Genomic DNA, 24,945 nt, shown 5'->3' with positions numbered 1-24,945 from the left:
AAGCGGGGTCGCCGGTCAGCGCAGACCGAGCAGCCGGGCGGCGTTGTCCTTGAGGATCCCCGGCATGACCTCCGGCTTGAGGCCGAGCTGCTCGGCGTCGGCGATCCACCGCTCGGGCGAGATCAGGGGGTAGTCGCTGCCGAACAGCACCTTGCGGCGCAGCATGCCACCGGCCGCCTTGACCAGCTCGGGCGGGAAGTAGCGCGGCGACCAGCCCGACAGGTCGATGTGGACGTTGGCCTTGTGGGTGGCCATCGAGATCGCCTCGGCCTGCCAGGGCACGGACGGGTGCGCCAGGATCACCTGCAGCGCAGGGAAGTCCGCGGCGACGTCGTCGAGCAGGATCGGGTTGGAGTAGCGCAGCTTGATGCCGCGGCCGCCGGGCAGCCCGGCGCCGATGCCGTTCTGCCCGGTGTGGAACAGCGCGGGCACGCCGAGCTCCTCGATGGCCTCCCACAAGGGGTAGAACGCCTCGTGGTCGGGGGAGAAGCCCTGCAGCGACGGGTGGAACTTGAAGCCCCGCGCCCCGTGCTCGCGGACGAGACGTCGCGCGAGCTCCACGGCGGCCGCGCCCTGGAGCGGGTCGACCGAGCCGAAGGGGATGAGCACGTCGGGGTGACGCGCGGCGCGGTCGCAGAGCTCCACGCTCGAGATCCCCGGGTGGCCGAGGTTGGTCGTGGCGTCGACGGTGAACACCACGGCGGCCATGGCGTGCTCGCGATAGCGGTCGGCGAGGAACTCGACCGTGGGGGTGCGGTTGTCCGACGAGCGGAAGTAGGCCGCCGAGGCGTCCATCAGCTCCTGGTCGAGCGACAGGCAGCCGTGCCCGTCGGACTCGACGTGGACGTGCACGTCGATCGCGGTGATCGCGTCGAGGTCGATGCTGAGCTCAGTCATGGTGGCCCCACTGCTCCTTCACGCGGTTCTTGACGAGCTTGCCGGAGGCGTTGTGCGGCAGCTCCTCGATGATGACGACCGACTTGGGGATCTTGTAGCGCGCGAGCCGGCCGTCCAGGTGCGCGAGCAGCTCTGCCTCCGAGGCGGACTGGCCGGCGCGGAGGCTGACGACCGCTCGACCGACCTCGCCCCAGTGCGCGTCGGGCACCCCGATGACGGCGACCTCCGCGACGGCGGGGTGGGTGTAGATCGCCTGTTCCACCTCGGCGGGATAGATGTTCTCCCCGCCCGAGATGATCATGTCCTTGAGCCGGTCGACGATGCGCAGGTAGCCGTCGTCGTCCATCGTCCCGAGGTCGCCGGTGCGCAGCCAGCCCTCGTCGACGAAGGTCTCGGCGGTGGCGTCGTCGCGCCGCCAGTAGCCCGGGGTGACGTTGGGTCCCTGCACGAGGACCTCGCCGGGGGTGCCGGTCTCGGCGTCCTCGAGGGTCGGCGTCACGACCCGCACGTCGCTGAAGAAGCACGGCGTGCCGGCGGAACCGATGCGGGTGACGCCCTCGTGGGCGCGCAGCATCGTCGCGCCGGGGGAGGACTTGGTCAGCCCGTAGCCCTGGATGATCATGAGCCCGCGGTCGAGGTAGGCCTGCAGCAGCGACTCGGGCAGGGGCGCCCCGCCGGACTGGACGATGCGCAGGCTGGACAGGTCGCGGGTCTCCCACTGCGGGTGGCGCAGGAGCGACAGCAGCATGGTCGTGACGCCGAAGATCCAGGTGATGCCCTCGGTCTCGATCAGCTCGAGCGCCCGGTCGGCGTCCCACGAGGACTCGATGTAGCTCGTGCCGCCCTTGAGGAAGCAGGGGAACATCAGCTGGTTGAGCGCCGCGGTGTGGAACAGCGGCGCGCTGAGCAGGCACCGCTCGTGGGAGGTGAGGTCGAGGTCGACGATCAGGTTGTAGACGTTCCAGGAGATGTTGGCGTGCGTCATCATCACGCCCTTGGGGCGCCCGCTCGTGCCCGACGTGTACTGGATCATGAACAGGTCGTCCAGCGACACCGGCTCGTCCAGCACCTCGTCCGAGCCGCTCTCGAGGACCTCGGCGAACGACGGGTGACCCTCGGCGCCGGCCATGCTCACGGTCAGGACGCCCAGGGAGGCGACGTCCTCGGAGCCGACGACCTGCTCGAAACCCTCGTCCCACACCAGGACTCGCGGGGCCGAGTCCTGCAGGACGAAGGCCGTCTCGGGTGGGGCCAGCCGCGTGTTGAGCGGCACGGTAACCGCGCCGAGCTTGGCCGTGGCCAGCATGGTCAGGACCAGCTCGACGGAGTTCAGCCCGAGATAGGCGACCCGGTCGCCGCGCTCGACGCCCAGGGCGCGCAGCCCGTGGGCGAGGCGGTTGGAGCGGTCCTGGACCTGGCCGTATGTCGTCCGCACGCCCCGATGGACGAAGGCGACCTGGTCGGGCGACATCCGGGCACGACGACGCGCCCAGGAGCCCATGCCGGCGTCACGCATGCGAACCTCCTTGTCCTGCAGCTGATCCGGGACCTGGCCCGGCAGCTGATCCAGCAGCTGGTCCGGCAGCCGGGTGGGTGTCGGCGGGCGCGTCGATGCCCGACGCGGCCTTGAGGGCGAGCAGCGCCTGCAGCGCCTCGTCGCGGCGGCGGGTCACCTCGTCGAGGTCCTGGCCGGCCATCGCGTCGTCGGTCTGGGCGGCGATGGTGCGGCACAGCTCGGGGGTGAGCTCGGGCTGCCCCAGGTCGGCCCACCAGTCCAGCATCGGTGGCCCGAGGTGCTCGAGCACGTGGCCGATCCCGCCCGGCCCGCCCGACAGGTGCTGGGTGGCGAAAGGGCCGTAGAGCGCCCACCGCAGCCCGGGCCCGGAGGCGATGGCCGTGTCCACGTCCGCGACGGTGACGACGCCCCGGGCGACGAGGTCGTAGGCCTCGCGCCACAGCGCCGCCTGGAGCCGGTTGGTGACGTGGCCGGGCAGCTCGGCGTTGATGCGGATCGGGCGCTTGCCGAGGTGGGCGAAGGTGGCCATGGCCGCGTCGACCGCAGCCGCGTCCGTCCTTGAGCCACCGACGATCTCGATCAGCGGCACCAGGTGCGGCGGGTTGAACGGGTGGGCCACGAGCACGCGCTCGGGGTGGTGCGTGCACGCGTCCTGGAAGGAGCTGGGGGTCAGTCCGGACGAGCTGCTGGTGAGGAGCACGTCGGGCCGGGCCGCGGCGTCGGCCGCGGCGAAGATCTCGCGCTTGACGTCGAGCCGCTCGGGCCCGGCCTCGATGACCAGGTCGGCGTCGCGGACGGCCGCGGCCACCTCCCGCACGAGCGTGAGATCGCCTGTCCTGCCGCCGGTCTCGCGTGACGGGAGCTGCTCGCGCTGGCGGTCGACGGTGCTGCGCAGAAGCTCCTCGGCGTCCGGCGCGGGGTCGGCGACGACGACGTCCAGGCCGCGGGCGGTGGCCAGGGTGGCCCAGGCCGCGCCGATGGCGCCGGCGCCGACGACGGCGACGCGCGTGATGGCGTCGGGAGCGACATACGGGCTCATCGGTCCTCCTCCGGGTCGGTGGCGCGGCGCGAGTCGGCCAGCGCCACGACGGGATCCAGCGAGGTCGGCACCGCGAGGGCGTCGCGGCTGGCGACCTGCTCCAGGGACTGCCCCTGCAGGATCCGCTTGACGGGGAGCTCGAGCTTCTTGCCGGTGAGATTGCGCGGTATGACGGGAAGCTGGAGGACCTCGTCGGGGACATGCCTGGGGGACAAGGCAGTTCGCAACGCCCGGGCGACGGTGCCGCGCAGCGCGTCGTCGAGGTCGACCCCGTCCGAGAGGCTCACGAGCAGCAGCAGGTGCCCGTTGCCGCCCTCGGGGTCCTCCAGGTGCACGACCAGGGAGTCGGCGACGCCGGGGAGCGCCTCGACGACCCGGTAGAACTCGGCGGTGCCGAGGCGGACGCCACCACGGTTGAGGGTGGCGTCCGAGCGGCCGGCCACGTGGCAGGAACCGTTGTCGGCGAACACGATCCAGTCGCCGTGCCGCCACACGCCCGGGTAGTGGTCGAAGTAGGTCGAGCGCAGGCGCTCGCCGTCGTCGTCGCCCCAGAACCCGACCGGCATGGACGGCATGGGGGAGGTGACGACCAGCTCGCCCAGCTCGCCGACGAGCTCCTCGCCGGTCTCGGACCAGGCGTGGACGTCGGCGCCGAGGCAGCGCGCGGAGATCTCGCCGGCCCACACGGGCACGAGCGGGGAGTTCTGCACGAGGCCGGAGCACACGTCGGTGCCGCCGGAGCCCACGTTGAGCTGCACGTCGGGGCCGAGCTGCTCGGCGACCCAGGCGTAGCCCTCGGGCGGCAGCGGCGCGCCGGCGGAGCCGATCACGCGCAGCGACAGGCGATCTCGGCGGTCACGCAGGTCGACGCCCTCCTTGCGGCAGGCCATCAGGTAGCCGGGGCTGGCGCCCATGATCGTGGCGCCGGTCTCCTCCGCGAGCCGCCACTGCCACTCCAGGTCGGGCCACAGAGGGTTGCCGTCGATCATCACGATCCCGGCGCGCACGAGCAGCGAGCTGATGAGGGCGTTCCACATCATCCAGGCCGTCGTGGAGAACCACAGCATCCGGTCGCCGGGGCGCATGTCCCAGGAGAACGCGTGGTTCTTGAGGTGCTCCAGCAGGATGCCGCCGTGCCCGTGCACGATGGCCTTGGGCTGCCCGGTGGTGCCCGAGGAGAAGAGCACGACGAGCGGGTGGTCGAAGGCGACGGCCTCGGTCGGCACCTGCGCGAGTCCGTCGACGCGCTCGGGCTCCGGTGCGGCGTCGAGCAGCTCGCGCCAGGACAGGGCGTCCTCGACGCGCCACGGGCCGTACTCCAGGTCGACGACGTGCTGCACCGTCGGCAGGGCGGCGCGGATCTCGGCGACCTCGGCGGACCGGTCGACGTCCTTGCTGCCATAGCGGTAGCCGCCGACGACGAGCAGGACGGTGGGGTCGACCTGGGCGAACCGGTCGATGACCGCCCGGGGCCCGAACTCGGTGGCGCAGCTCGCCCAGATGGCGCCGAGGCTCGCCGTCGCGAGGAAGGCGACGAGCGACTCGGGGACGTTGGGCACGTAGCCGACGACCCGGTCACCGCGGCGGACGCCCAGTCGTTGCAGGGCGTCCCGCGCTGCTGCGACCTGCTCCCGCAGCTCGCCGAAGGTCAGGTCGACGTCCTCGCGGGTCTGCGAACGCCCCATGACCGCAACCGTGCTCGCGTCCTCGGGTCGGCCCAGCGCGTGGTCGACATAGCTGAGCGTCGCACCGGGGAACCACTCGGCGCCGGGCATCTCGCGTCGTCCAAGGACCTCGCGGTGCGGCATACGGGCCTGGACCTCGAAGTAGTCCCACACCGATCCCCAGAAGCCGTCGAGGTCGGTGACCGACCAGCGCCACAGCTCGTCGTGCGTGGTGAAGCGGTGGCCGCGCTCGCGGGCCAGCCAGGTGAGGTACTGCCCGACCTGGCTGGTCTCGAGGACGTCGACCGGTGGCGTCCAGACGATGTCGCCCTGCTGGACGGGGGTGCCGGGGTCCCAGGTGCGCCAGGTCATCGCGCGTCCTCGGTGACCTTGGCGGCGCGGCCCTCGAGGAAGTCGCGCATGCGGCCCTTGGCGTCGTCGGTGCCCTGCGCGATCGCGGCCATGAGCGACTCCATCAGGTAGCCCTCGCGCGGGTTGGCCTCCGCGATCCGCGGAAGTGCCTGCACCACGGCGAAGTTCGTCTGCGGCGCGTTGTCCGCGATGCGCGCGGCGAGGCCCAGCGCGTGGTCCAGGCCGACGCCGTCGTCGACGAGGTACTGCGCGAAGCCCACCGCGTGGCCCTCGACCGCGTCGTAGCGGCGCCCGGTCAGCATCATGTCGACCATGCGGTGCGCGCCGACCAGGCGGGGGACCCGCACGGAGCCGCCGCCACCCACGAAGAGCCCGCGCTGGCCCTCGGGGAGGGCGTAGAAGGTGGAGCGCTCGGCGACGCGCACGTGGGTGGCCGAGGCGAGCTTGAGGCCGCCACCGACGACCGCGCCCTTGAGCACGGACACGACGGGGACGAGCGAGCCCTCGATGGTGTCGAAGGCGCGGTGCCACATGCGCGAGTGGGCGACACCCGCCAGCGTGTCGCGCTCGGCCATCTCGGCGAGGTCCAGGCCGGCGCAGAAGTGGTCGCCCTCGGCGTCCAGCACGATCGCGCGGACCTCGGGGGCCAGGTTGGTGAAGATGCGCTCCAGGCCGAGGATGGTGCGGTCGGACAGGGCGTTCCGCTTGGCGGGGCGGCTCAGGGTGATGATGCCGACGGCACCCTCCCGACGCAGCGACAGGGTCTCTGGGACCTCGCAACCGTCGTGCACGACACCGGAACTCATGGGCTCTCCCCGTTCGTCGCTGAATAGCAGGTTTCCTGATACTGACATGACGGCCAGGCGGCGCGCAAGGGTGCGGCGGTGAATTCTGCGCTCCGTGATGAGGTTGAATGGCGGGGTGACTCACCGTGATCGCTCGCCGGCCCCGTCGCTGCTGTACGTCGTCAAGCAGCTCGAGCTCGTCACGCGCGCGCACCTGGACGCGATCGTCCGTGAGTCCGGTGTCACGGCACTGCAGTACACCGCGCTGACGGTGCTCGAGCGGCGGGAGGGCATGACCTCCGCCGACCTCGCCCGCCACTCCTTCGTGCGGGCTCAGTCGGCCGCCGACCTGGTGGGAGGGCTCGAGCGTCGTGGTCTCATCCGGCGCGACCCGGACCCGACCAACCGGCGCCGCCGCCTGATCAGCCTCACCGAGGACGGCCGCGCCCTGCTGCGGCGCCAGGCCGAGCCCGTGGCCGAGCTCGAGGCGCACATGGTCAAGGACCTCGACCCGGACCAGCGCGAGAGCTTCACCGAGGCGCTGCAGATGTGCCGCGCCGCCCTGAGCGACCTTCCCATGGACGGCGACTGACCCGCCGCGCCCATCGTCCCGCGGGGCGGAAGTGGGGTTTCGCCCGCGCGCTGACGCATGTATACAGGATTCCTGTCATGCGACGCTGACGTCGCGGACCCACCCCCCAGGAGTCGACATGTCCTCGCGCACCCTCCGCCCCTCCCGAGTCACGACCGTCGCGGCTGCCCTGGCTGCCGTCGGCGCCCTGGCCGTCCCCGTGGCACCCGCGGTCGCCGCCGGGTCGCCCCGCAGCACCCAGCCTCGCAGCACCGAGCCCCGCGCCACCGAGCCCCGTGCCACCGAGCCGCGTCACGAGCAGGGCACCCTGCCCGACGGCTCCACCTGGGACATCGCGGTCCCGGCCGGCTGGAACGGCGACGTCATCCTGTTCAGCCACGGGTTCCGCACCGGCGCGGTCAACCCCACCGTGGACGCCGGGTTCGCCCCCACCTCGGCGGCCCTGCAGGCACGCGGGTATGCCGTGGCGCAGTCGTCATACGCCCGGACCGGATGGGCGCTCGGCAGCGCCGTCGACGACCAGCTGGGCGTGCTCGCCGAGTTCAAGGCGCGCATCGGCGAGCCGCGTCGCACGCTGGCCTTCGGCCGGTCCATGGGAGGGCTGGTGAGCAGCCTGCTGGCGGAGCGTCGCGACGCTGACGTCGACGCGGCGATCAGCACCTGCGGACTGCTCGGTGGCGGGCTCAACCTCAACAACTACCAGCTCGACGGGCAGCAGGCCGTCGCCTCCCTGCTGCTGCCCGGCGAGGACGTGCGGCTCACGAAGTTCGCGTCCGTGGAGGAGGCGGCGGCCAGCGCCCAGCGGCTGGTCGACGCCGTCAAGGCGGCTCAGGCCACCCCGCAGGGACGCGCCCGGATCGCGCTCGCCGCATCCCTGATGAACATGCCGACGTGGGCGACGGGTGCGACCCCGCCCAAGGCGCGTGACGCCGTGGCGATCGAGCAGGCGCAGTACACCTACCTGATCGGGTCGCTGACGATGATGATGACGCGACGCGTCGACATCCAGGAGGTCTCGGGCGGGGACAGCGGGTGGAACAAGGGGGTCGACTATGCCCGGCTCCTGCGCCGCAGCGACCAGGCGGGCAACGTGGCCCGGCTCTATCGCTCGGCGGGCCTCGACCTCAAGCAGGACCTGCGGCAGATCACCAGCGACGCCGACGTGACGGCCGATCCCGCGGCGGTGACCTGGCTGAAGCGCACGTCGGCCCCGACCGGACGGCTGCGCGTGCCGGTGCTGACGATGCACACGGTGGCGGACCCCGCTGCGCCGGTGGAGTACACGAGCGAGTACGCGACGAAGGTGAAGCGAGCCGGCTCCGGCGCGCTGCTGCGCCAGGCCTACGTGCAGCGCACGGGGCACTGCACGTTCACGCCTGCCGAGAACGTCGCCGCGGTGCAGGCGATGCAGGAACGCCTCGACACCGGTCGATGGACCGGCGCCGTGAGGCCTCGGTCGCTGCAGCGGGTCGCCGAGGCTGCGAACCTGGCCGGCGCAGCCTTCGTGAGCTATCGACCGGGCGCGTTCGTCAACGACCGGGCCGACCGCGACCCCTACGGCCCGCGTCGCTGACGCCGGTGGTCTGACCCTCGACACCCTCGGCGAGGTCCGACGGTTGCGCGCTCAGACGGAGCGCAGCACCGCCGTGACCTTGCCGAGGATCGTCGCCTGCTTGCCGTCGATCGGCTCGAAGGCCGGGTTGTGCGGGAGCAGCCACGGGTGACCGAGCTTGCGCTTGAAGGTCTTGACCGTGGCCTCGCCGTCGATCATCGCGGCGACGATGTCGCCGTTGTCGGCGTCGGGCTGCTGGCGCACGACGACCCAGTCGCCGTCGCAGATGGCGGCGTCGACCATGGAGTCGCCGACCACCTTGAGCAGGAACAGCTGGCCCTCGCCCACGACCTGGCGGGGGAGCGGGAAGACGTCCTCGACGACCTCCTCCGCCGTGATCGGGACACCGGCGGCGATCCGACCGAGGACCGGCACGTATGACGCCTGGGGCCGCTGGTCGCGCACGCCCGTCACGTCGGTGCTGTCGTCGGCGTCGGTGTGGAACGCCTCGGGCGCCCAGTCCGGGGAGACGACCTCGATGGCTCGGGGGCGGTTGGGGTCGCGGCGCAGCATGCCCTTGCGCTCGAGGGTCTGCAGCTGGTGCGAGACGCTGCTGACGCTGGCGAGGCCCACGGCGTCGCCGATCTCCCGGATGCTCGGCGGGTAGCCCCGGCGCTCGACCGTGTCGCGGATGAACTCCAGGATCTTGCGCTGGCGGACGGTGAGACGCTGCCCGCCGTCGCGCTCCGGCAGGTTGGTGACCTTGGCCATCGTGCTCGCTCCCTCGATGCCGGCAGGGCCCCTGACCTGCAGTGATGTGCGGTGGAGACACCCGGGGCGGGGGGTGTGTCAGTGGTGCCTGGTTGAGTGTCTCCCGTGGCCACCAAGGCTACCGGGGTCGAAGGCGTGTTTCAAACACTCGTTCGACGCGAGTCTTCACATCAGCCCCGGGGATGCTGTACTTTCGTACAAGCGTTCTATCGAACGGATGAGCGAGCCACCCCGGCTCGTCGAGAAGGAGGACCCAATGAGTGCAGCTGTTGCGTGGGACGACGCCATCGCCCCGGCACGTGTGCCCGGCCGTCCCCGACTGCACCTGGTGCCGACCGGCGACGCCGTCCCGGCCCGTGCGCCCCGTCGCCTGCGCTTCACGCGGCGCGGGCGGCTCGCGATGACCCTCACCGTGGCGGTGCTCGTCGCCGTCGCGGCGTTCTCCGCCTGGTCGTCGCTGGCCACCGCGGCGCCCGCCGGCACGGCCGCGCACGTCGTGACCGTCGAGGGCGGCCAGAGCCTGTCCGAGATCGCGGCCCGTGAGATGCCCGGCGTCCGCACGGACGACGCCGTCCTGCGCCTCGTCAAGGCCAACCACCTGCAGAACGACCAGATCATGACCGGCCAGACCCTGGTCGTGCCGGCGTCCTGATCGGGCCGATCTCCCTTCCTTTCCGCCGGGAGCAAATCCGTCCGCTGGGACGTTGACGCTCACGAACGGCCCCGACCGATGCTGCGCCAGAGGGCATCCGGGCACGTCACACGTGCTCGCTGCAAGACCCTCGGCGCCCATCGCCGTCCGGCGGACGCGGTCGCCTGTCGCAGCAGGCGGGCGGGGCCCATGACTTGCGTCGTGGCGGTCACCATCAGGGGGTGGTGACGCCACGGCGCACCTCTGCGCCTCGTGCCTCGTGCCTCGCGCCTCGCGCCTCGGTCAGTCGGTGGTGATGGCGTCCGGCGAGGCGGTCGGCGCGGACCCGTACGTCTGGTGGAGTGCGGCCACGTAGGTGGCGAAGGCGCCGGCCATGTCCAGTGATCCGCCCAACAGGAGCCACTGCGTCTGCAGCCCGTCCATCATGGCCAGGGCGGAGCTTGCGACCTGCTCGGTGGGGGTCTCGGGTGCGACGGTGCCCGTGCGGATGCCTTCGGCCAGGTCGTCCACGATGGCTTGACGGGCCTCGGCGTAGTGCCGCTGAGTCCAGGCGTGGGCCGGGTGGTCGGGGTCCATCGCCTCGCTGGTCACGGTGACGAAGAGCCGGACCAGCTGTGGCCTGGTGCTGTTGAGCAGGGTGAGCCTGCACAGGCGCTCCAGCACCTGCCACCCGGTGGGCGCTGTCGGCTCGAGGGCATCGAGGTCCTCGCGGTCGCGCTGGTCCCGCAGTGCCAGCACCTCGGCGAGCAGGGCTTCCTTGTGGGGGAAGTGGTGCGTCAGCGCGGTGGGGGAGAGGTCGGCGTCCTTGGCGATCTGCGCCAGCGCTGTGGCGCGGAACCCGTGGTTGGCAAAGAGCTCGAGGCTTGCCGCGATGATGCGCGCGCGGGTCGCGGCGCCGTCACCACCTCGGGGGCGTCCCGGGCCACGGCGGACCCGGTCCGTGTCCGTGCTCATAGCCCGACCTTACCCGCGTGTCTGGGCATGGTCACAGACCCCGCGATGTCCGGCTGCGTCCGTGCGACGAGCGTGCTGCCGCCCACGGGCTCCCAAGATCGATCCGTCACCCCTGGTCGATCAGCTCGTTGCGGCTGGTGCGGACATCGATGGGCTCCTCCGGGCCGGGGATCTGCACGGTGTCGGCGATGGGGATCCACGCGCCGCCGTCCACGCTGTACTCCCCGGAGTAGGTCGCCGTGACGTTGATCGCGAACCTGCCGGCCTTGGGGTAGGGGTAGGTCACGTCGCCGCTGGGGTAGGGCCCACCGGTGCTGGACGTCGGCCCCACCGCGCCGCCGTCCCCGAAGTCGTAGAGGTAGCTCTGGCCGACGGGGCGGATGCGCACGGCGTGGCCGAGCAGGTCGACCGTGCTGATCTCCCCGGGCTCGAACCCGGCTGGGTCCCAGGCGATCTGGACATAGGTGGGCAGCGTCACGAGGGTCCGGCCGCCCACGGGCTGCACCTCCGCCATCGGCTTCGCGAACGGCGTGGTGTGGAAGGCCTGCACGATCATGGCCTCCGTCAGCACCGGCTGCGGTGGGGCGACCTGCGCCGGTGCCCCCGGCGCGGGTGGGGCCTGCCCCGGCGCGGCTGGAGCCGCCGGGTCCGGCACGAACCCCGGTACAGCGGTCTCCCACACCCCCGGCCCGTCCCGAGACACCAACGGCCGCCGAGTCACGTATTGGAATGCAGAGGTGGCCCGAGCGGGTGAGGCGGTTGGAGATGTGGATGTGGACGTGGTCCGGACCCTTGGCGTGCCTACGGTCCGACGGGAAGCGCCGGTCTTGACCTCAACGCCTCTACCGGCCTGGCGTAGGTCCGCTTCGATCAAGATGGTGCTGGACGAAATTTTGCCGCTGAAGGTGGGGGGTGCTGGCTTGCCGTCGGCGGATATGAGGGCCATGGCCAAGGCCGCCGCGATCATTGGAGGGAGCCGATCTCACTTACTCGCCAGGCGTTGCCAGCAAACGCCAGGACGAATCCCCGGCGTGTAGTCACTGTCTGGCCCTTCGCGGGCGATGTTTGGCGCCCTTGGGCAACGGGGGATGGAGACTCCACCACTGTGGCCTTCACCACCGTTTGACCCTTCGGGTCCGACGTGGCCAGTACATCCCGCAAGGCAATGACGGGCGTTGTGTAGCGCGACCTTTGACCCGCCAGTTCACTTGCTCCCTCCTCAAGGCCAGTGCAGGACTTGCAGGTGGGGAGGCTGAGGGCTGAGATCAGGCCGGTCTTGGGGGTCGTCCAGGCGACGTTGACCTGATCGATGAAGTAGCGCGTGAACGCCTCGGCGCCCTCTGGAGTGTGTGCGCGGGCTGCTGCGGGGATGGCAGGGGCGGCGGCGCTGGTGGCGGCCGGCGCGGCCGTCGTGGGGGAGGTGCTGGACGTCGTCGCTGCCGAGCTCGACGTGGGGGTGGCGGCGCTCGTGCCCGGCGTGGCCGGTGGCAGCTCGTGGGTGGCCGTGGCCGTGCCCTGGCTCGTGCCCGCGGCGCCCGAGCAGCCGGCCAGGGCGCCCGCGGTGATCAGCCCGGCGGCGGTGAGGAGACGTCCGTGTCCACGCATGGCGTCGAGCCTAGACGTGCGGCGACGCCTCCTGCTTCCGTCATACAGGGGTCTGTGGATAACTCAGGATCAGCGGCGGTCGCGGGTCATCACGGACACCGCGTAGACCATGAACCCGGCCGCCACGAACATCAGCAGGCCGCGCACCAGACCTCCGCTGCGGATCATGAGGGCGACCGCGAAGCAGAGCAGGCCGACGACGAGCGGGGTGAGGGCGCGGCGATCCATTGGTCGAGCCTAGACCGTGCGACCACCACCAGATGGTGGGGTCGGGCCGTCGGTCATCTGGCCCTTCGTCACCATCACGCAGAGTGTTGGGCACGACACGATGAGTGCAACACGCCGTGTGACCTGGGACAACACGTCAGGTGGGTGACTTGTTTGATCACGGGGCCGTCACGGCATAAGATCACTACATCTAGTGGTTACACCGGTGTAAGTCATCCACATGTAGTCCCCAGGGTGAAGCCGGTTACCCACAGGTTGTCAACAAGCCATCCACAACCGCGTCCACAGGCGGCCGCCGATCAGGGGAGGAGCCTAGCCGTGCACTGCCCGTTCTGCCGCAACACCGACAGCCGCGTCATCGACAGCCGCACGACCGACGACGGCTCCGCCATCCGTCGTCGTCGTCAGTGCCCGGCCTGCCAGCGCCGCTTCACCACGGTGGAGTCCGCGAGCCTGACCGTCATCAAGCGGTCCGGCGCCAGCGAGCCGTTCAGCCGCTCCAAGATCCAGGACGGCGTGAGCAAGGCCTGCCAGGGCCGCCCGGTCAGCGAGGACGACCTCGCCAGGCTGGCCCAGCGGGTGGAGGAGACGATCCGCTCGCAGGGCCACGCCGAGATCGACGCCCACGAGGTCGGCCTGGCCATCCTCGGCCCGCTCCGCGAGCTCGACGAGGTCGCCTACCTCCGGTTCGCGAGCGTCTACCAGGCGTTCGACTCACTCGAGGACTTCGAGGCGGCCATCACCCTCCTCCGGGCGGAGCACCCGCCCACGGGCGAGGAACCCGCCGCGGTGGGTCCTCCGGGCCCCTCTCGCACGACCTAGCAGGTCACCGGGGGTCTGTCAGTGGTCGCCCACAGACTGCTCGTATGACGACCGGACCCCGCACCACGACATCTCCACCGCCCCGCCGCGCCACCTGACGGGGACCCACAGGCACGACATACCGCCAGCAATCCACAGGGAACGGAAGGCACAGCACCATGACCGAGACCGTCGGCGCTCGCTCCGCAGCACGCAAGTCGGCCAAGAAGGGCCTCACCATCGAGCGCATCTTCACCACGCCCGGCGTGCACCCCTACGACGACGTGAACTGGGAGAAGCGCGACGTCGTCCAGACGAACTGGAAGACCGGCGAGACGATCTTCGAGCAGCGTGGCGTGGAGTTCCCCGACTTCTGGTCGGTCAACGCCTCCACCATCGTCACGACCAAGTACTTCCGCGGTGCCGTGGGCACGGACAAGCGCGAGCAGGGCCTCAAGCAGCTCATCGACCGCGTCGTCCTGACCTACGCCAAGGCCGGCAAGGACAACGGCTACTTCGCCACGCCCGAGGACGCCGAGATCTTCGAGCACGAGCTGACCTACGCCCTGGTCCACCAGGTGTTCAGCTTCAACTCCCCGGTGTGGTTCAACGTCGGCACGGCCAGCCCGCAGCAGGTCAGCGCCTGCTTCATCCTGTCCGTCGACGACTCGATGGACTCCATCCTGAACTGGTACAAGGAGGAGGGGTTCATCTTCAAGGGCGGCTCCGGCGCCGGCCTCAACCTCTCCCGCATCCGCTCCTCCAAGGAGCTGCTGTCCTCCGGCGGCACCGCCTCCGGCCCCGTCTCCTTCATGCGCGGCGCCGACGCGTCCGCCGGCACCATCAAGTCCGGCGGCGCGACCCGCCGCGCGGCCAAGATGGTCGTCCTGGACATCGACCACCCCGACATCGAGGAGTTCGTCGAGACCAAGGCGCGCGAGGAGGACAAGATCCGTGCGCTGCGCGACGCCGGCTTCGACATGGACCTCGGCGGCCGCGACATCGTCTCCGTGCAGTACCAGAACGCCAACAACTCGGTCCGCGTCTCCGACGAGTTCATGAAGGCCGTCGAGGAGGGCACCGACTTCGGTCTGCGCGCCCGCATGACCGGCGAGATCATCGAGCGCGTCGATGCCCGCACCCTGATGCAGAAGGTCGCCAAGGCCGCCTGGGAGTGCGCCGACCCGGGCATCCAGTACGACGACACGATCAACGCCTGGCACACCAACCCCGAGACCGGTCGCATCACCGCGTCCAACCCCTGCTCGGAGTACATGTCGCTGGACAACTCCTCGTGCAACCTGGCCTCGCTCAACCTGCTGAAGTTCCTGCGCGACGACGACACCTTCGACGCCGCCACCTTCCAGAAGGTCGCGGAGCTCGTCATCACGGCGATGGACATCTCCATCTGCTTCGCGGACTTCCCGACCGAGTCCATCGGCGAGACCACCCGTGACTACCGTCAGCTCGGCATCGGCTACGCCAACCTCGGCGCCCTGCTGATGGCGACCGGTCACGGCTACGACTCCGAGGGTGGCCGCGCGCTCGCCGCCACGATCACCTCGCTGCTCACCGGTGCGTCCTACAAGCGCTCCGCCGAGCTCGCCGGGGTCGTGGGGCCGTATGCCGGCTACGCCCGCAACGCCGAGGCGCACAAGCGCGTCATGGCCCAGCACCGCGACGCCAACGCCCAGGTCAAGACCCTCGACGAGATGGGCTCCTCCATCCACGCCCTCGCCACCCAGGCGTGGGACCAGGTCCTGGACCTCGGTGACAAGAACGGCTTCCGCAACGCGCAGGCCTCGGTCCTCGCCCCCACCGGCACCATCGGCTTCATGATGGACTGCGACACCACCGGCATCGAGCCCGACTTCTCGCTGGTCAAGTTCAAGAAGCTCGTCGGTGGCGGCTCCATGCAGATCGTCAACCTGACGATCCCGCGTGCCCTCAAGAAGCTCGGCTACCAGGACGAGTCGATCGAGGCCATCGTCGAGTACATCGCCGAGCACGGCCACGTCGTCGACGCCCCCGGGCTCAAGACCGAGCACTACGAGATCTTCGACTGCGCCATGGGCGCCCGCGCCATCTCCCCGATGGGCCACGTGCGCATGATGGCGGCCTGCCAGCCGTTCCTGTCCGGCGCCATCTCCAAGACGGTCAACCTCCCCGAGTCGGCCACGGTCGAGGAGATCGAGGACGTCTACCTCCAGGGCTGGAAGCTCGGCCTCAAGGCCCTCGCCGTCTACCGCGACAACTGCAAGGTCGGCCAGCCGCTGTCCGTGCAGGAGACCAAGAAGAAGGTCGAGGAGCGCGTCGAGGAGAAGGTCGCCGAGCTGGTCGAGTCCGGCGACGCCAAGGTCGTCGAGAAGGTCATCTACCGCCCCACCCGCCGTCGCCTGCCCAAGCGTCGCGCCTCGCAGACCACGTCCTTCACGGTCGGCGGCGCCGAGGGCTACCTGACGGCCGGCGCCTACCCCGACGGTGGTCTCGGTGAGCTGTTCCTGAAGTTCGGCAAGCAGGGTTCGACCCTGGCCGGCGTCATGGACGCGTTCTCCATCGCCATCTCGGTGGGCCTGCAGTACGGCGTCCCGCTCGAGACCTACGTCGACAAGTTCACCAACCAGCGCTTCGAGCCGGCCGGCCTCACGGACGACCCGGACGTGCGGATGTCGCAGTCGATCATGGACTACGTCTTCCGTCGCCTGGCCCTGGACTACCTGGACTTCGACGCTCGCTCGATGATGGGCATCTACTCCGCGGAGGAGCGTGCTCGCCAGCTCGAGACCGGGTCCTACGAGCCCGTCACCGACGAGGACGAGGAGGAGTACGACGAGGAGATCCAGCAGGACGTCGCCACCTCCAAGACCCCGCAGGAGAAGGCCCGCGAGGCCGGCGAGCGCTTCGGCTCCTCGTCGCCCCGCCCGGCCGAGGTGAAGTCCGGCGCCGGTGCGGCCGACGCCCGCGAGGTGTCCCGCGAGATCCACTCGTCCGCCGAGCTGATGGAGAAGCTCCAGGGCATGGCCTCCGACGCCCCGATCTGCATGACCTGCGGCACCAAGATGCGTCCCGCCGGCTCCTGCTACGTGTGCGAGGGCTGCGGCAGCACCTCCGGCTGCAGCTGATCACCCCGTCGCTCGAGCGACGAACCGCGCTGAGCCCCGCAGGGATTCGTCCCTGCGGGGCTCAGCCGCGTCCGGCTGGCAGACCATGAGGGCGTGCAGGGTCGTCTCGGGGACGTCCTCCTCGGCGGATCGGTCGACCCTGGCTTGCTCAGCCCGCACCCTGGGCTTCACGCCACGTTGACGGGTCGCGCCTCGGGCTCGCGGGCGCGGGAGGTGGGGGAAGCCACGGGTTGCGTACTCGGCGACAGACGGGAGGGGCGCAGCAACCGCATGGCGTTGAGGATCACGATGAGCACCGATGCCTCGTGGACGAGCATGCCCAGGGTCATCGTGACCCCGCCCAGGATGACACCGGCCAGCAGGGACGCGACCGTGATCAGGGCTACGGCGATGTTGATGCGCATCACCGACACCGTGCGCCGCGCCAGAGAGATCGCTTGCGGCAGCTTGAGCAGGTCGTCCTTCATGAGGGCGATGTCAGCAGTCTCGATGGCGACACCTGTGCCGGCGGCACCCATGGCGATCCCGATGTCCGAGACGGCCAGCGCCGGGGCGTCGTTGACCCCGTCTCCCACCATGGCGACCACGTGACCCTGTGACTGCAGCTCACGCACTGCCTCGAGCTTGTCCTCCGGCAGGAGCCCGGCACGCACCTCGTCGACCCCGACCTCCGAGGCCACTGCTTCCGCGACCAGGTGGGTGTCTCCGGTGAGCATGACGACCTTGCTGACGCCGGCCTTGTGCAGCCGCCCCACCATCTCGCGGGCGTCCTGGCGGATCCTGTCCGCGACCGCGACGATGCCGATCACCTGTCCGTCCAGGGCCACGATCATGGGCGTGCGGCCACGTGTTGCCAGGTCGTCTGCGGCGGCCGCAGCCAGCTCGGTGCCCTTCGTCACGCCTTCGACGCGCAGCAGCGAGAGGTTTCCCACCGCCACTCGGTGCCCTCGCACCAGCGCCACGACGCCCTTGCCGGGCACGGGTTCGGTGTGCTCGGGCAGGCCGAGCGCAGCCCTGCCGTCTCCCAAGGCCGCTTCCACGATGGGGCGAGAGAGCGGATGCTCGGAGCCGGTCTCTGCCTGCGCAGCCCAGTGCAGCACCTCGCTCTCGTCGAGCGAGGGGTCGATCACGACGACATCCGTGAGGTACGGACGTCCCTCCGTGAGTGTGCCTGTCTTGTCCAGGGCAACGGCCGTGATCGTGGCGGAGGTCTCGAGGAACTCGCCTCCCTTGATCAGGATCCCGTCCCTGGCGCCGCGTCCGATGCCCGCCACGATCGCCACCGGAACGGAGATGACCAGGGCGCCGGGGCAGCCGATCACCAGGAGGGTGAGTGCCAGCGTGACGTTGCCGGTGGCCAGGAAGGCGACGAGCGCCAGCACGATGATGGCGGGTGTGTACCAGGTCGAGAACCGATCCATGACGGCCTGGGTCTTGGCCTTGGCGTCCTGCGCCTCCTCGACGCGGTGGATGATCCGGGCCAGCGTGGTGTCGGCGCCCACACCGGTCGCTTCGACCTGCAGGAATCCACCGTGGGAGATGGTGCCGGCGTAGACCGGGTCACCGAGGGCCTTCTCCGCCGGGATGGACTCGCCCGTGATGGAGGCCTCGTCCACGGCGCCGGAGCCTGCGATGACGACACCGTCGACGGGGATCTTGGAGCCGTTCTTCACGAGCACCGTCTCGCCCACGACCACCTCAGCCGGGGGGACCGAGACCTGCTCGCCATGCCGCAGCACGATGGCGATCTCAGGCGCGACCGCGATCAGCTCGGCCAGGGCGGAGCGGGTCTTGTTGAGCGTGGCGTTCTCCAGGGCGTGACCGATCGCGAACAGAAAGGTCACAGCCGCCGCTTCCCAGAGCTCACCGATGAACAGTGCCCCGATTGCGGCGATCGAGACGAGCAGGTCGATGCCGATGACCCGCGCAATCAGACCGTGGACCGCGGACCGCAGGATGGGGGCTCCAGCGACGACCGCAGCGGTGACCATGAACACGTCACCCCACAGCTGCGAGCCCGCCAGGCCGGAGGCCGTGAAAGAGATGATGATCGACAGGCCGGCGACCAACGGGACCGTCCAGAGGTTCCGAATCAGGTGCCGGACATGGGTGAGATGCGTCATGGCGATGTCTTCGTCTCGTAGTCAGCGCGAGTCAGAACGCGGACGGAGCGGACCGGTAGCCGGCCTTGGCGACTGCCGCCACGAGCTCGGCGACGCCGGTGATGGCCGGGTCGTGATCGACCTCGATGCGCGACGAGGCGAACTTGACGCTGACGCGGGTGACGCCCCGGAGGCGTCCGACCTGCTTCTCGATCTTGCCGACGCACGAGGGGCAGGAGAAGCCTTCGGCGCGAAGGACGGTATGGGTGTGGGTGCTGGTGGCGGTGTTCATGATGGTGGTCCTCATTCCCTGTCTCGCGGACCCACCGGTTTGTGGACGTCGCGGTGATTCCAAGCTAGGAGCGCTGCGAGGGAGGGACCATGACGCACATCAATGAGCAGCACATTGCCGTGGCCTGGTGATTCATGCTTCAAACGGGCCTAGAGTGAGGCCCGTGACCTCTGTCGGCCCCCGTGAGGGACCGCCCGGTGGGCGTCGGCACATCCCGCTGCGCGAAGTGACCATGCCCCACCGCTGTCCGCGAGCCGTCCGGATGGCAGTCCTGGCCCGCGTGCCCTACTTCCAGGGGCTGTCCCCGGCCGAGCTCGATCGCATCGATCGGCGGATGGCCACCATGTCGTGGGCCGCGGGGACGCACATCTTCCACGCTGGCAGTGCCGCCGGCCACCTGCATGTCGTCGCTGAGGGTCGCGTCAAGCTCAGTCAGGTCAGCGCAACAGGCACCGAGACCCTGGCCGACATCCTCGTGGCCGGTGAGCTCTTCGGGGGCATGGGCACACTGGGGCAGTCAGCCCATCGGCATACCGCCAGCGCGCTGGTCCCCACGTGTACGTTGCAGATCGACCAACCGACCTTTCGTGAGCTGCTGGCTGAGCATCCAGGCGTTGCGCTACGGGTGCTGGATGACGTGGCCGAGCGGCTGGCGCGGGCGCAGGATGATGTCGGCGGTCAGGTCACGGACACGGTCGCCCAGCGAGTGGCAACCGCGCTGCTCCGCCTGGCTGACAAGCTCGGCAACGACCGTGGCGGGCGCGGGATCCTGCTCGAGGTCCCCCTCTCCCGCAGCGACCTGGCGGGCCTGGCGCGCTCCACCCCGGAGTCGGTGTCGCGGGTCATGAGCCAGTGGCGACGTGACGGAGTCATCGACTCCGGGCGCCGCTGGACCGCCATCCTCGACCTCTCCCGGCTGGAGCGGGAGGCCCTCGGCGCGGGGTGACCTCAGGAAGGGGCGTGTGGCCGGGCGGTCCCCGTGCCGAGTTCAGCTGCGGGAAACGCCGGCCCCCTGACCCGGAGACGGTGCCCCTGACCGCCGACGACCTGCAGACGGTGCCCCTGACCGCCGGCGTGGACCATGCCTGGGCGTGCGCCGAGGTGGCCACCGTCGCCGCCACCTCGTCAAGGAGCGCGACGTGCCCCGGCGCCACGTCGTGGCGAGCGGCTTCTGGAAGGCCGGTCAGGTCCACCTCTGACCGGCAAGCTGCGGACGGGGAGGGTGCGGCCAGGATGTCGGGAGGTGACCAGTCGGCGAGGGGAGTCCTCAGGGGCGCGGGCCGATGAGCGACATCACCGCTGCTGACGCCGCGACCTGGCCGGCCGCCATGGCCATGACGACCGACTGCATGGGCATCGGCAGCGCGGGCACGTGCGCGAGGTCGCCCGCCGCCATGACGCCGGGCAGGCTCGTGCGCTGGAGCTCGTCGACGCGGATCGCGCCGGAGTCGTTGCGAGCCAGGCCGAGCTGCGCGGCGAAGGGCGCCCCCTGGTGCAGCTCCGGACGCAGGAACAGGACGTCCACGTGCTCGGTGGAGCCGTCGGCGAGCGTCACGTCGACGCCGTCGCCCGTGTCTCGCACCGCGCGGACGGGCGCACCTGCGGGGTCGCCCTCGAGGGGGAGCACGACGACGGACCCCGCGATGGGTTCGAGCAGCGCGGTGAGGTGGGCCGCCGGGCCGGTCCCGAGGATGCCGAAGCGTCCCCCGGCGAACTCGTGCGCGTGGCAGAACGGGCACTGCGCGACGCGTCCGCCCCACAGGTCCTGCAGGCCGTCGACCTGCGGCAGCTCGTCCCGGACCCCGGTGGCCAGGATGACGACCCTGGCGACGAGGTCCTCACCCGTGGCGAGGGTCACGGCAAACGTGCCGTCCGGTCTCGGGGTCACGGTGGTGGCCCGGACCTCACGCACCTCCACCGTGGGATAGGCCTCGAGCTCCGCCCCCTGCAGCGGCGCGCAAGGTGGCCGGGGGAGTGCCGTCCTGGCCGATCACGTTGTGCATGTGGGTGACTCGCGCGTTGCGATAGGTGCCGTCGTCCAGCAGCACCGCCTGGCGGTGCACCCGGCCGATCGACAGGGCGGCCTGCAGCCCGGCCGGTCCGCCGCCGATGATCACGATGTCCGTCGTCGTCATGCTCGCCAGCGTGTACCTTCAGGTTGACATGAAGGCAAACGACGACGCGGGACTGCCGATCCGCGAGGTGGCTCGGCGGTTCGACGTGCCCACCCACGTCCTGCGCCACTGGGAGGACGTGGGGCTGCTCAGTCCTGCGCGCGACGCCAGCGGCTACCGACGCTACGTGCGCGCCGACCTCGTGCGCGTCGCCGTCATCGCCCGCAACAAGCTGATCGGCATGTCCCTCCCACAGATCCGCGCGCTCCTGGACGAGGGTGCGCCGGGACGCCACCAGGTGCTGGAGGCCCACCTGCAGCACCTCGACGAGCAGCGCCGCGAGCTCGAGCGGTCGCGGGCCATGACCGAGCACTCCCTGCGCTGCCGGGCCCATGACATCGCCCAGTGCGAGCGCTTCGCCGCGCTGGTGGCTGACGTCATCGACGGTGGCCCGGTGCCCTCCGACTGGGACGCCGCCATCTCCCTGGACGGGCCGCCAGGCGCCAGCAGCCCAGACGCCGCGTCGCCTGGCCACGGCTGACGCTCACGTCACGGCGTGGGATACGGCAGGGTAGGGGGCATGGCTCGACGTCGACCTCCCAGGACCCCGCAGCAGCGACCCCAGCCCCGCGCCAAGGCGCAGCCGCCGGTCGACGACCTCCCGCTCCTGCCGGAGGTCCGTCGCGCCCTGCGCTCCGACGACCCCTGGGCCGTGGCCATGATGGCCTCCGGCATCGCCTGGACGATGCGCCACCCGGCCGACGTGGGATGGTCCGCCGGGGACCTGGTCGACAGCTTCATCGGTGTCGACGTGCGCGAGACCACCGCGCTGCTGGCCGCGCTGGCGCCAATGGTGGACCACGAGCTGTCGGTCACGATCCGTCGCGCGCTCATGCGCCGCACCCAGCCCCTGCCCGCAGCTCTGCAGGCGCTCGCCCAGCAGGTGCCCGTCCGGGGTGCGCACATGACCTCGCCGGGTGATCGTGGCGAGAACCTCTACCTGCAGCTGTCGCTCCCCGACGGCGGCGTGGTGACCTGGTTCGTCTACGTCGACTACTCGCTCGGCACGATCGTCAAGGACGCGTTCTACGCACCCCAGACCATCGACCAGATCTGGGCCTGGATGCAGGAGCGCTCTCCTGGCACCGAGGATGCCGTGTGGACGGAGCTGAGCCATGCCGATGTCCGCGCCCGGCTCGAGCTGGCGATCGCGCGCCACAACGAGATGCTGGAGGGGCCGGTGTCCGACACCTGGCCCATGTGCCAGCCGCTGCTCGAGGTGTCGCTGGCCACCTGTCCCGAGGGCGGCGACCCCAGGGCCGGTCAGTCCCTGCCCCTGGACGGTGCCCCGCTCGACCTCGGTCCGGACGACCCCGTCGACGGGATCTTCTACGAGGTCGACCTGCCCGAGCGGGCCATGGCCCTGGCGATCGTCGGGGGGATGGACCTGCCCGACGACCCGGAGCTGTACGACGCGATCTGGGTGATGGTGACGGGGCCCTTGGCGCACGGAGGCGACCCGCTCGACCTGTCCGAGGCGGCCGTCGTGGGGATCCTGGAGTCGGTCGCGCCATACCTGCCGCTGACCGACGAGGTCTGGCCGCTGGTGCCGGAGGCCCTCAGGATCATGACCAGGCATGCGGCACGGGTGCGTTCGTGGCCCGGCGGTCAGGAGGGGCGCGTCATCGCGGCGATCGACGCAGCGGAGCGTTTCTACGGCAGCCGTATGACGACGCCCGAGGCTCGCGAGCGCCGCCGTCAGATGCGCGAGGCCACCGCGATCACCGAGTCCGGCATGGAGGGCTACCTCCTCGACTCGCTGGCCTCCGTCGTCGGGGGCCGCGACGTGCTCGACGCCCTGGACACCGAGCCGCTGCCCGACGAGCCGCTGGACCTCACCGGCGTCCCGGAGGCCGCGCGTGACCGCGTCACCGCGATCGCCGCCGTGCTGGACACCGTCATGGAGGACCTCTTCGACGGGGTGGAGGCGCGCACGGCCTGCCGTCGTGTCCTGACGGCGATCGCGCGGACCGACCACCGGGTGCTGATGCGGGGCCGGGTCGACACGGCCGCCGGCGCCATCGCCTGGATCGTCGCGAACGTCAACGAACTGACCAGCCCGTACGGCCCCGTCACGATGGGCGACCTGATGGAGGCGTGCGGCATCGCGTCCGGGAGCGTCAGCCAACGCGCGACGACCCTGCTGGGCGTCCTGGGCATCTATCGATCCGAGTGGAGCTATGGGTCCTTGGAGAACGTCGACCCGTCGTGGCTCGTGGCCGAGGAGCGGGCGGAGCTGGTGGAGGAGCGCGAGGCAGCACGGCGAGGCTGATCCGCGCAGTCCTTGGCGAGAGGCGAAGCGATCGGAGGGGTCGAGGGCGGGCGTCGGGATGGGAGAGTGTCCGGCATGCCTCTCGTCGCCGGCGTCGACACGTCCACCCAGTCCTGCAAGGTGGTCGTCTGCGACGCTGACACCGGTGAGGAGGTGCGTCGTGGCTCGGCGCCGCACCCGGACGCGACCGAGGTGGACCCGCGGCACTGGTGGACGGCCTACGAGGCTGCGGTCGACCGGGCGGGCGGGCTCGACGACGTGGCGGCCGTGTCGGTGGCGGGCCAGCAGCACGGGATGGTGGCGCTCGACGAGGGTGGTGACGTCATACGGCCTGCTCTGCTGTGGCACGACACCCGGTCGGCCGACGCCGCCGACCAGCTCGTCGCCGACCTCGGTGGCGGTGACCCCGGCGCCGGCAGGAGGGCCTGGGCGGAGGCGACCGGCAGCGTCCCGCTGGCGTCGTTCACGGTGGCCAAGCTGCGCTGGCTCGTCGATCACGAGCCCGAGCACGCGAGACGCGTCGCGGTCGTCGCGCTGCCGCACGACTGGCTGACGTGGCGCCTTCGGGGCGCCGGCTCCCTCGACGACCTGGTGACAGACCGGTCCGACGCGTCCGGGACGGGCTACCTCGACGTGGGGACCGGCGACTACCGGCGCGAGCTGCTGGCGCTCGCCACCCGGGACCGACTGACCGACATCCAGCTGCCGCGGGTGGCCGGGCCAAGCGAGCAGGTGGGACGCGTGCGAGGGCGCTCGCCGCGAGACCTGGTCGTGGGTCCTGGCTGCGGCGACAATGCCGCCGCCGCGCTCGGGCTGGGGCTGTCGGCCGGCCACACCAGCGTCTCCGTCGGCACCTCGGGGGTGGTCGCGGCGGTGTCGGCCACCCCCACCCACGACGCGACGGGTCTGGTCGCGGGCTTCGCCGACGCGGCAGGGGCCTGGCTGCCGCTGGCCTGCACGCTCAACGCGAGCCGGGTCCTCGACGCCACGGCCCGGCTGCTCGGCGTCACGCACGACCAGCTCAGCGAGCTGGCGCTTGAGGGCGACAGCGGCGCCGACGGCCTGGTGCTCGTGCCGTACCTCGAGGGCGAGCGAACCCCCAACCTCCCTGGTGCGACCGGGAGCCTGCACGGCCTCACCCTCGCGACGATGACGCCCCAGCACGTGGCCCGCGCTGCCGTCGAGGGCGTGCTGTGCCTGCTCGCCGAGGGGCTCGACGCGATCCGCGCCCAGGGCGTCGTGGTCGACGACGTCACCCTCGTCGGGGGTGGGAGCCGCTCCCGCGCGGTGCAGGTGCTCGCCCCGCAGGTCCTCGGGGTCTCCGTGACCATCCCCGACTTGGGGGAGTACGTCGCGCGTGGCGCCGCCCGGCAGGCCGCCTGGGTGCTGACGGGTACGCCGGAGCCGCCGGACTGGTCCTCCTCCCTGCGCACCGAGTGCGTCCCGGCCGATCCGCGGCCGCAGGTGCTCGCGCGCTATCGCGAGGTGCGCCCCTGGTCCACGTGAGTCGCGCGGCCTGGTCGACGCGGCTCACTTCAGCCGGGCGTTCACGGCG

At 71.0% G+C, this 24,945-nt stretch carries 24 protein-coding genes; 10 read left to right on the top strand and 14 right to left on the bottom strand.

Translation table 11 applies throughout. The features are described from left to right. Positions 1–15: 15 nt before the first annotated feature. From B4E97_RS16795 to B4E97_RS16775, 5 genes are read right to left on the bottom strand one after another with little or no spacing between them, the layout of a single operon-like run. Entirely contained in the window at positions 16–897 is an 882-nt protein-coding gene (locus B4E97_RS16795; protein ID WP_286960880.1) for an amidohydrolase family protein, read from the bottom strand. Beyond that, complete coding sequence (locus B4E97_RS16790; RefSeq protein ID WP_286960879.1) at positions 890–2,413, bottom strand: acyl-CoA synthetase; 1,524 nt, start codon at positions 2,411–2,413, stop codon at positions 890–892. The genes B4E97_RS16795 and B4E97_RS16790 overlap by 8 nt, the downstream gene beginning before the upstream one ends. Continuing rightward, positions 2,406–3,452, bottom strand: a complete 1,047-nt coding sequence (locus B4E97_RS16785) for a 3-hydroxyacyl-CoA dehydrogenase NAD-binding domain-containing protein (RefSeq protein WP_286960877.1) — start codon at positions 3,450–3,452, stop codon at positions 2,406–2,408. Before B4E97_RS16785 ends, B4E97_RS16790 begins: the two co-directional genes overlap by 8 nt. Next, positions 3,449–5,488 carry an acetoacetate--CoA ligase gene (locus tag B4E97_RS16780; RefSeq protein ID WP_286960875.1) on the bottom strand — a complete coding sequence of 680 codons (2,040 nt, stop codon included), beginning with the start codon at positions 5,486–5,488 and terminating at the stop codon, positions 3,449–3,451. The genes B4E97_RS16785 and B4E97_RS16780 overlap by 4 nt, the downstream gene beginning before the upstream one ends. Further along, the gene (locus tag B4E97_RS16775; protein WP_286960873.1) at positions 5,485–6,294 is read right to left on the bottom strand and encodes a crotonase/enoyl-CoA hydratase family protein; all 810 of its coding nucleotides are present in this window, start codon (positions 6,292–6,294) and stop codon (positions 5,485–5,487) included. The genes B4E97_RS16780 and B4E97_RS16775 overlap by 4 nt, the downstream gene beginning before the upstream one ends. Positions 6,295–6,409: 115 nt before the next feature. Between B4E97_RS16775 and B4E97_RS16770 the strand changes: the two genes are divergently transcribed. Continuing rightward, positions 6,410–6,865: a MarR family winged helix-turn-helix transcriptional regulator gene (locus B4E97_RS16770; protein WP_286960872.1), complete on the top strand. Its 456-nt coding sequence runs from the start codon at positions 6,410–6,412 to the stop codon at positions 6,863–6,865. Between the two features lie 118 nt (positions 6,866–6,983). Next, positions 6,984–8,438, top strand: a complete 1,455-nt coding sequence (locus tag B4E97_RS16765) for an alpha/beta hydrolase family protein (protein WP_286960871.1) — start codon at positions 6,984–6,986, stop codon at positions 8,436–8,438. A 51-nt stretch (positions 8,439–8,489) separates the two neighbouring features. Here B4E97_RS16765 and lexA read toward each other — a convergent pair whose 3' ends face one another. Further along, a complete protein-coding gene (gene lexA / locus B4E97_RS16760; RefSeq protein WP_239262546.1) occupies positions 8,490–9,188 on the bottom strand; it encodes a transcriptional repressor LexA in 699 nt (232 codons plus the stop codon). A 256-nt stretch (positions 9,189–9,444) separates the two neighbouring features. On the opposite strand from lexA, the gene B4E97_RS16755 reads away from it, so the two are divergent. Then, entirely contained in the window at positions 9,445–9,840 is a 396-nt protein-coding gene (locus tag B4E97_RS16755; RefSeq protein WP_286960868.1) for a LysM peptidoglycan-binding domain-containing protein, read from the top strand. A gap of 282 nt (positions 9,841–10,122) precedes the next feature. Here the strand turns inward: B4E97_RS16755 and B4E97_RS16750 are convergent, their stop codons facing one another. The 4 genes from B4E97_RS16750 to B4E97_RS16735 form a co-directional block, all read right to left on the bottom strand. Further along, positions 10,123–10,794, bottom strand: coding sequence for a TetR/AcrR family transcriptional regulator (locus B4E97_RS16750; protein ID WP_029211680.1), 672 nt, complete (start codon positions 10,792–10,794; stop codon positions 10,123–10,125). A gap of 106 nt (positions 10,795–10,900) precedes the next feature. Next, positions 10,901–11,350: a PKD domain-containing protein gene (locus B4E97_RS16745; RefSeq protein WP_286959799.1), complete on the bottom strand. Its 450-nt coding sequence runs from the start codon at positions 11,348–11,350 to the stop codon at positions 10,901–10,903. Positions 11,351–11,757: 407 nt separating this feature from the next. Beyond that, positions 11,758–12,399, bottom strand: a complete 642-nt coding sequence (locus B4E97_RS16740; protein WP_286960865.1) for a DUF6318 family protein — start codon at positions 12,397–12,399, stop codon at positions 11,758–11,760. Positions 12,400–12,468: 69 nt separating this feature from the next. Continuing rightward, positions 12,469–12,627 (bottom strand): hypothetical protein, encoded by a 159-nt coding sequence (locus tag B4E97_RS16735; protein WP_156911335.1) that lies wholly within the window; start codon positions 12,625–12,627, stop codon positions 12,469–12,471. Positions 12,628–12,945: 318 nt separating this feature from the next. Here B4E97_RS16735 and nrdR point away from each other — a divergent pair, with 318 nt between their 5' ends. Together nrdR and B4E97_RS16725 are read left to right on the top strand one after the other, a co-directional pair. Then, positions 12,946–13,449, top strand: coding sequence for a transcriptional regulator NrdR (gene nrdR / locus B4E97_RS16730; protein WP_286960864.1), 504 nt, complete (start codon positions 12,946–12,948; stop codon positions 13,447–13,449). A 158-nt stretch (positions 13,450–13,607) separates the two neighbouring features. Beyond that, entirely contained in the window at positions 13,608–16,550 is a 2,943-nt protein-coding gene (locus B4E97_RS16725; protein WP_286960862.1) for a vitamin B12-dependent ribonucleotide reductase, read from the top strand. Positions 16,551–16,717: 167 nt separating this feature from the next. Here B4E97_RS16725 and B4E97_RS16720 read toward each other — a convergent pair whose 3' ends face one another. Beyond that, positions 16,718–18,673 (bottom strand): heavy metal translocating P-type ATPase, encoded by a 1,956-nt coding sequence (locus B4E97_RS16720; RefSeq protein ID WP_286959792.1) that lies wholly within the window; start codon positions 18,671–18,673, stop codon positions 16,718–16,720. 31 nt (positions 18,674–18,704) lie between these two features. Next, entirely contained in the window at positions 18,705–18,944 is a 240-nt protein-coding gene (locus B4E97_RS16715; protein ID WP_286959790.1) for a heavy-metal-associated domain-containing protein, read from the bottom strand. A gap of 262 nt (positions 18,945–19,206) precedes the next feature. Here B4E97_RS16715 and B4E97_RS16710 point away from each other — a divergent pair, with 262 nt between their 5' ends. Together B4E97_RS16710 and B4E97_RS16705 are read left to right on the top strand one after the other, a co-directional pair. Continuing rightward, on the top strand, positions 19,207–19,890 hold the full coding sequence (locus B4E97_RS16710) for a Crp/Fnr family transcriptional regulator (protein WP_286960861.1): 684 nt from the start codon (positions 19,207–19,209) through the stop codon (positions 19,888–19,890). Between the two features lie 145 nt (positions 19,891–20,035). Continuing rightward, positions 20,036–20,143 carry a siderophore-interacting protein gene (locus tag B4E97_RS16705; protein WP_239262560.1) on the top strand — a complete coding sequence of 36 codons (108 nt, stop codon included), beginning with the start codon at positions 20,036–20,038 and terminating at the stop codon, positions 20,141–20,143. A 68-nt stretch (positions 20,144–20,211) separates the two neighbouring features. Here the strand turns inward: B4E97_RS16705 and B4E97_RS16700 are convergent, their stop codons facing one another. Next, positions 20,212–20,802, bottom strand: coding sequence for an NAD(P)/FAD-dependent oxidoreductase (locus tag B4E97_RS16700; protein ID WP_286960860.1), 591 nt, complete (start codon positions 20,800–20,802; stop codon positions 20,212–20,214). Positions 20,803–20,848: 46 nt separating this feature from the next. Continuing rightward, positions 20,849–21,079 carry an FAD-dependent oxidoreductase gene (locus B4E97_RS16695; protein WP_286960859.1) on the bottom strand — a complete coding sequence of 77 codons (231 nt, stop codon included), beginning with the start codon at positions 21,077–21,079 and terminating at the stop codon, positions 20,849–20,851. 28 nt (positions 21,080–21,107) lie between these two features. Here B4E97_RS16695 and B4E97_RS16690 point away from each other — a divergent pair, with 28 nt between their 5' ends. The 3 genes from B4E97_RS16690 (at position 21,108) to xylB (ending at position 24,896) form a co-directional block, all read left to right on the top strand. After that, complete coding sequence (locus B4E97_RS16690) at positions 21,108–21,599, top strand: MerR family transcriptional regulator (RefSeq protein ID WP_286960857.1); 492 nt, start codon at positions 21,108–21,110, stop codon at positions 21,597–21,599. A gap of 39 nt (positions 21,600–21,638) precedes the next feature. Then, a complete protein-coding gene (locus B4E97_RS16685) occupies positions 21,639–23,390 on the top strand; it encodes a DUF6398 domain-containing protein (RefSeq protein WP_286960855.1) in 1,752 nt (583 codons plus the stop codon). Positions 23,391–23,465: 75 nt separating this feature from the next. Next, entirely contained in the window at positions 23,466–24,896 is a 1,431-nt protein-coding gene (gene xylB, locus B4E97_RS16680) for a xylulokinase (protein WP_286960852.1), read from the top strand. Positions 24,897–24,945 lie beyond the last annotated feature (49 nt).

The sequence above is a fragment of the Arsenicicoccus sp. UBA7492 genome (assembly GCF_002479615.1).
GTDB classification, from domain to species: Bacteria; Actinomycetota; Actinomycetes; order Actinomycetales; family Dermatophilaceae; genus Arsenicicoccus; species Arsenicicoccus bolidensis.
This window is presented reverse-complemented; position numbering and strand designations above follow the sequence as displayed.

Bases quoted from the DNA above. Each gene is read 5' to 3' on its own strand.
- B4E97_RS16795 (WP_286960880.1), bottom strand. From the start codon at position 897: ATGACTGAGCTCAGCATCGACCTCGACGCGATCACCGCGATCGACGTG.
- B4E97_RS16790 (WP_286960879.1), bottom strand. From the start codon at position 2,413: ATGCGTGACGCCGGCATGGGCTCCTGGGCGCGTCGTCGTGCCCGGATG.
- B4E97_RS16785 (WP_286960877.1), bottom strand. From the start codon at position 3,452: ATGAGCCCGTATGTCGCTCCCGACGCCATCACGCGCGTCGCCGTCGTC.
- B4E97_RS16780 (WP_286960875.1), bottom strand. From the start codon at position 5,488: ATGACCTGGCGCACCTGGGACCCCGGCACCCCCGTCCAGCAGGGCGAC.
- B4E97_RS16775 (WP_286960873.1), bottom strand. From the start codon at position 6,294: ATGAGTTCCGGTGTCGTGCACGACGGTTGCGAGGTCCCAGAGACCCTG.
- B4E97_RS16765 (WP_286960871.1), top strand. From the start codon at position 6,984: ATGTCCTCGCGCACCCTCCGCCCCTCCCGAGTCACGACCGTCGCGGCT.
- lexA (WP_239262546.1), bottom strand. From the start codon at position 9,188: ATGGCCAAGGTCACCAACCTGCCGGAGCGCGACGGCGGGCAGCGTCTC.
- B4E97_RS16755 (WP_286960868.1), top strand. From the start codon at position 9,445: ATGAGTGCAGCTGTTGCGTGGGACGACGCCATCGCCCCGGCACGTGTG.
- B4E97_RS16750 (WP_029211680.1), bottom strand. From the start codon at position 10,794: ATGAGCACGGACACGGACCGGGTCCGCCGTGGCCCGGGACGCCCCCGA.
- B4E97_RS16745 (WP_286959799.1), bottom strand. From the start codon at position 11,350: ATGATCGTGCAGGCCTTCCACACCACGCCGTTCGCGAAGCCGATGGCG.
- B4E97_RS16740 (WP_286960865.1), bottom strand. From the start codon at position 12,399: ATGCGTGGACACGGACGTCTCCTCACCGCCGCCGGGCTGATCACCGCG.
- B4E97_RS16735 (WP_156911335.1), bottom strand. From the start codon at position 12,627: ATGGATCGCCGCGCCCTCACCCCGCTCGTCGTCGGCCTGCTCTGCTTC.
- B4E97_RS16725 (WP_286960862.1), top strand. From the start codon at position 13,608: ATGACCGAGACCGTCGGCGCTCGCTCCGCAGCACGCAAGTCGGCCAAG.
- B4E97_RS16720 (WP_286959792.1), bottom strand. From the start codon at position 18,673: ATGACGCATCTCACCCATGTCCGGCACCTGATTCGGAACCTCTGGACG.
- B4E97_RS16715 (WP_286959790.1), bottom strand. From the start codon at position 18,944: ATGAACACCGCCACCAGCACCCACACCCATACCGTCCTTCGCGCCGAA.
- B4E97_RS16710 (WP_286960861.1), top strand. From the start codon at position 19,207: ATGGCAGTCCTGGCCCGCGTGCCCTACTTCCAGGGGCTGTCCCCGGCC.
- B4E97_RS16695 (WP_286960859.1), bottom strand. From the start codon at position 21,079: ATGACGACGACGGACATCGTGATCATCGGCGGCGGACCGGCCGGGCTG.
- B4E97_RS16690 (WP_286960857.1), top strand. From the start codon at position 21,108: ATGAAGGCAAACGACGACGCGGGACTGCCGATCCGCGAGGTGGCTCGG.
- B4E97_RS16685 (WP_286960855.1), top strand. From the start codon at position 21,639: ATGGCTCGACGTCGACCTCCCAGGACCCCGCAGCAGCGACCCCAGCCC.
- xylB (WP_286960852.1), top strand. From the start codon at position 23,466: ATGCCTCTCGTCGCCGGCGTCGACACGTCCACCCAGTCCTGCAAGGTG.